This window comes from Acinetobacter entericus, assembly GCF_026168575.1.
GTDB lineage: Bacteria > Pseudomonadota > Gammaproteobacteria > Pseudomonadales > Moraxellaceae > Acinetobacter > Acinetobacter bouvetii.
This window is the reverse complement of record NZ_JAPEQW010000063.1, coordinates 1-5014: the sequence shown is the minus strand read 5'-3', so window position 1 is coordinate 5014 and position 5014 is coordinate 1. Positions and strand designations below refer to the sequence as shown.

Here is a 5014-nt window from a genome sequence, read left to right as displayed (position 1 = left end):
CATTCTACAGTATTTCCTACCACACGCAACCCTATTTTTTAATTTATTTATTTGTGTGTCTATTTTTTATGCATTTTGCGTTTTTTTATTCATAATTTGATCAAATTTGCTTTAATAGTAATAATTCAGGACTATTTGAACGTTTTTAATTATCATTGCGCAAACACTTTTGCCGAATAAAAAGCGTCAGGACTATATATGCGCCATACTTCTTTTTTTTATGCAGGCTTGCTGTCTTTTGCAATCACGGCACCCGCATTTGCAAATGAACAATCTGCAGAAACAGCGGAAAGTACAGAAATTGCCAATACATCCAGAACTCAACAGCTTGCTCAAGCAGCGATGGCTAAATCTTCTGAAGTCGCAAAAAAATTATCCGTAAATGCGACCGCCGCCCAATCGGATGAAGAAAAAGACCCCTTTGAAGCATTCAACCGTAAAATTTTTGCTTTTAATGAAGTGCTGGATACCTATATTGCGCGCCCGCTGGCGATTCAGTATGTTGAAAAAGTGCCTGACGATGTCCGCGGGTCTTACCGTCAATTTCGTAAGAACTTAAATGAACCTTGGAATGCTGTTAACCAGCTGATTCAGGGCCGCCCTGCACGCGCCGCCAAATCTTTAGGCCGCTTCACAGTCAATACACTGACTACTTTAGGCTTTGCTGACCCCGCGCAGCGCTTAAATCTGACTTCAGAATCTGAAGGTCTCGGCATTACGATGGGATATTACGGCATTCCTTCCGGCCCGTATTTAGTTTTGCCTGTATTAGGCCCAAGCACCATTCGAGAAGCTGTCGGAACAGCTGCAGACAGTCAGGCGCGCCCGCAAAAGTATCTGCTTGAAGATCACGACGGCGCGTATTGGTCAGAACAGGTGCTTCGCGGCGTAGATGCACGCTCTCAGCTGCTGGAACTTGAAAATGTGCTGCAAGGCGATAAATACGCCCAAATTCGTGATTTTTACTTACAGCGCATCAGCTTTGCCGTGACGGAAAAGAAAGGCATTGCAGACGAAAATATGTTTATTAATACTGACGACGAACCAGATGATACTCCCTCATCTGATTCTTCAGATGACAATACATCAGATACACCTGCAGAAGCATCCCCTGCAGATTCAAGCGCGCCTGAATCTGATAACGGCATCACAGAATAGTTAAATTTATTCTCTTGCTAGAGGGGTTTTTTTCCTCCAGCAAGGATTTGCTTGTTATAGTAGTTCAATGACACACCTTATTGGATCATACAAATTCTTTATGTATTTCATTCAGCCGACTCGTGATATTCCTTATTTAGAACAGGTTATTGCCGCACTTCCAAGTGTTCAGATGATTCGTATTGAAGATCTCGATTTGTATGATCCCACTATTATTGCTATCGCCGATGTCCGTGATTACTTAATGCACCAATGGACATTGCCGACGATTGTTCTTGCTCTGGAAGATGAGGGCGCTGCCCTTGCGCAGGCATGGGAGCAAGGCGCCCTTGCAGGCTGGATGTGGAGCAAGCCGCCGGCAAACCCGCAGCAGGCTTTAATCAAGATTGATGCGCAATATAAGCGCAATCAAGACAGCCGGGACTTGCCGTCAGCAGCTGAGTTGCAAAAAAAGCTCCTGCCGAACCCTATTGAACTCACCAATTATAAAGTTGAAACCTTTTTTCAGCCTTCGGCTTATTTATCTGGCGATTGGTACGATTACTGGAAAATCAGCGATAAAGAAGTCTTATTCTATTTGGCGGATGTTTCCGGCCATGGGGTAACCAGCAGCCTGCTGACATCCTGGATGGCCGCTTTTCACGGCCGTTCAAAAACCCCGCGTGAATTGATTAAAAAGCTTAATGGCATGCTGGTGCAGGAAAATATCGAAAAGCACATTACCATGCTTACCGGCATTCTAAATTTAGAAACCCACCAGCTGCGCTGGTCCAGCGCAGGGCACTATCCTCCCGCCATTTTATTTGAACCGAATAAAGAACCTAAAGTCTTAACCACCAGCAGCTTTCCGCTTGGCCTCACTGAAGATTTAGAAGTTGAAGAGTTTGAATGCACGCTAAACCGCCATGCGCGGTTTATTATTTGCTCGGACGGCGCTCTGGAGCCGTTCGATGGCGGCTTAAACGAACAGCTCGGCCAATTGGTGCATCATTTGCAAAATCAATCATTTCAGGCGCCTGAACATGTTGCTGACGACATTGCCATACTAAGTTTCCGCAGAATGAATTAACATATAAATCAATATATTATCATTCAACCTTAGTTTATACGACTGCTGGCTACTTGAGTAAGCAGTGGCCCTATGGGATAATTTACTATCCTTCTCTGCAAATGGCATTTATATGTCAACAGGTCATGTTGAATATGCAAGCTTGAACGGAACGCATATTTTTAAGCTTATTGGCGAAGTGCGTGCCCAATCTTGCATTAGTTTAGACAAGTTACTGAATAAAATTGAACAGCAAGAGAATGTTATAGGCGCAATCGTAGATTTAACCCAAACAACATTCATTGACAGTACAGTTTTAGGCATCTTGGCTAAATTGGGCTTAAAGCTCAAGCAAATCCATCACATTCAGGCAGTTATGCTGTCAACCAACTCAGATATTACGACTCTGGCCAACAGTATGGGGCTGGGGCAGGTTTTTGTCATTTTAGATTACTGCGGTGATCCGAGTGTCTGCACCCGCGAATTAATGGAAGAGCATATTACACACGGCAGTATGCTGAATACTGTACTGGATGCGCACAAAACATTGATGAAACTCAATGACAGCAATCAAAATATGTTTGAACCTTTGGTAAAGCAGCTGCAAAAAGAGCAAGACAGTTTAGACCAAACTGCACAGCAAAACGCATAAGCGTTTTCTCCCTTCCTGAGATCTCCCATGACTTTCCTTTCCGTCGCGCAAATGAACTCCCAAAATGATATAGAAGCCAACTTCTCTGTCATTGATTCATTGATCCTGCAAAGCAAAGCTCAGGGAGCAAGCCTGATTGTATTTCCTGAAAATTTTGTCTGCTTTGCTGCCGGAAAACAGCGGGAAATAGGCGCGCAATTTGAAGCAATTCAGCAGCGTTTAGAACAGCTGGCGCATCGGCATGATATCTGGATTGTTGCGGGCACACTCCCTTGCCCGTTCCGTCCAGATGGCTCCATTATTGAAGATGGCCGTGTCCGCACAGTCAGCCTATGCATCAGCCCTGAAAAAACTGAAGCGCGCTATGACAAAATTCATTTGTTTGATGTGCAGGTCGGTGACGCGGTCGGCGGCTATCAGGAATCTAAATTTTTCGAACCCGGCACTGATTTAACAATTGCGAAAACACCCTTTGGCAATATTGGGCTCATGGTCTGCTATGACTTGCGTTTTCCAGAACTGGCTTTAAGTTTGCGCGCTCAAGGCACCAACATCTTGACCGCGCCTGCCGCCTTTACCTACACCACCGGTGAAATGCACTGGCAGCTGCTGCTTCAAGCGCGCGCGATGGACAGTCAATGCCATGTTTTAGGCGCTGCGCAGCAAGGCTGGCATAGTGAAAAACGCCAAACATGGGGGCATGCGGGTGCGGCCAACAGCCGCGGACAATTACTCGATATCATTCACGAAGAAGGCGCTGGCCTGATTACAGTACCCTTTGATTTAGCCGAGCAGCAGCTGGTTCGGGCATCGATGCCTTTGATGCAGCATCGCGTTTTATTGCAATACTAAGATTGCATCTGACGTTCACGTTGAGTGAACTTCATTCATGCTTTGATTTAACATCATTATTTCTTAATTCATTTATTTTCAGCTCGTTTTTAAAATTAACTCGCATATAATAATGATTCTTATTCAAAAACAATTTATCCAAATGTTCAAATCAGCTCTCCTCTCAGCATTGCTGCTGTCTCTATCAACTGCATCTTTCGCAGAACTTCAAGTTTCAGAAAAAATCCGCCCAGCGGTTAACTCTTCAGTGAATCCCAATATTCAACGCTTAGAGATTCCGCCCACGCCCAACAGCATGCCATTGCCTGCATTTGGTCAAGGCATCATTGGCTGGGGGACAGGCCCTGATGGCGCAGAAGCGCGTTTGAATAACATCACCAAAGAAGATGTTGCCAAGCTTAAAACCCAAGCTGTGACTTTAGACATGGTTGAAACATGGCAGAAGTTCTATGAAAATGAAACGCTGCGTAATGCAGGCAATCCAACTGCGCCATTTCGCGCGCAGTTGATGAAAAAAATTGCGGGCCTCTGGTAGGCGGTTCGAAATTCAGCTCATTGATGACATCTACCATCAATGAGCGCGGTAATATACGGCCTTTTTTATCTCTAACTCTAATTTGATCAATCCCCCGTCTCCTGCTTTTTCTTTACACCCAGCATTACTCTTTGCATTTTTTACAAAAACCCTGCTTATTATTTATTCATTTTCAGACAGGATGGATGTTTCCCAGCCAATATTCAGAGAATAACAATGTCCTTAGAAAAAGTCGTTTATACAGCACATGCAAAAGCAACAGGCGGCCGTGATGGCCGGGCTACCTCTTCCGATGGTATTTTAGACATTCAACTGAAAGTGCCTAAAGAAATGGGCGGCACAGGCGGCGGTACGAACCCTGAGCAGCTGTTTGCAGCGGGCTATTCTGCATGTTTCTTAGGTGCTATGAAATTTGTTGCCAACCGGGATCATTTAAAAATCACGCCTGATGTTTATATTGAAGGTGATGTCGGCATTGGGCCAATCCCAACAGGTTTTGGCATTCAGGTGACTTTAAATATTCACTTGGAAGGTTTGGAAGAAAGTGAAGCGCAAAAACTGGTTGATGCTGCGCATATTGTCTGCCCGTACTCAAATGCGACACGCGGCAATATTGATGTGACGCTGAATGTAATTGTTTGATTTTTATCGATGAATGTTCAAAAAATAAAAAAAGCTGATATGTATTTTCATATCAGCTTTTTTATGGTTACACGTTAAGTCCATGTTAGAACCCATTTAAAGTGTCTATATTCTCACCAATAAAAAT

General features: G+C 44.2%; 6 protein-coding genes. All 6 read left to right on the top strand.

The features are described from left to right. Positions 1-198 precede the first annotated feature (198 nt). The 6 genes from OKC24_RS19060 to OKC24_RS19035 all read left to right on the top strand — a co-directional run bounded on the left by OKC24_RS19060 (position 199) and on the right by OKC24_RS19035 (position 4887). A complete protein-coding gene (locus OKC24_RS19060; RefSeq protein WP_130143630.1) occupies positions 199-1158 on the top strand; it encodes an MlaA family lipoprotein in 960 nt (319 codons plus the stop codon). 100 nt (positions 1159-1258) lie between these two features. Beyond that, complete coding sequence (gene gigA / locus OKC24_RS19055; RefSeq protein WP_130143851.1) at positions 1259-2227, top strand: RsbU family protein phosphatase GigA; 969 nt, start codon at positions 1259-1261, stop codon at positions 2225-2227. A 112-nt stretch (positions 2228-2339) separates the two neighbouring features. Then, complete coding sequence (gene gigB, locus OKC24_RS19050; protein ID WP_018572797.1) at positions 2340-2858, top strand: anti-anti-sigma factor GigB; 519 nt, start codon at positions 2340-2342, stop codon at positions 2856-2858. Between the two features lie 27 nt (positions 2859-2885). Further along, entirely contained in the window at positions 2886-3710 is an 825-nt protein-coding gene (locus tag OKC24_RS19045) for a carbon-nitrogen hydrolase family protein (protein ID WP_130143631.1), read from the top strand. 142 nt (positions 3711-3852) lie between these two features. Further along, a complete protein-coding gene (locus OKC24_RS19040) occupies positions 3853-4245 on the top strand; it encodes a DUF4951 domain-containing protein (RefSeq protein ID WP_130143852.1) in 393 nt (130 codons plus the stop codon). 216 nt (positions 4246-4461) lie between these two features. Next, positions 4462-4887, top strand: a complete 426-nt coding sequence (locus OKC24_RS19035; RefSeq protein WP_130143632.1) for an organic hydroperoxide resistance protein — start codon at positions 4462-4464, stop codon at positions 4885-4887. Positions 4888-5014: the final 127 nt, after the last annotated feature.

Bases quoted from the DNA above. Each gene is read 5' to 3' on its own strand.
- OKC24_RS19040 (WP_130143852.1), top strand. From the start codon at position 3,853: ATGTTCAAATCAGCTCTCCTCTCAGCATTGCTGCTGTCTCTATCAACT.
- OKC24_RS19045 (WP_130143631.1), top strand. From the start codon at position 2,886: ATGACTTTCCTTTCCGTCGCGCAAATGAACTCCCAAAATGATATAGAA.
- OKC24_RS19060 (WP_130143630.1), top strand. From the start codon at position 199: ATGCGCCATACTTCTTTTTTTTATGCAGGCTTGCTGTCTTTTGCAATC.
- gigB (WP_018572797.1), top strand. From the start codon at position 2,340: ATGTCAACAGGTCATGTTGAATATGCAAGCTTGAACGGAACGCATATT.
- OKC24_RS19035 (WP_130143632.1), top strand. From the start codon at position 4,462: ATGTCCTTAGAAAAAGTCGTTTATACAGCACATGCAAAAGCAACAGGC.
- gigA (WP_130143851.1), top strand. From the start codon at position 1,259: ATGTATTTCATTCAGCCGACTCGTGATATTCCTTATTTAGAACAGGTT.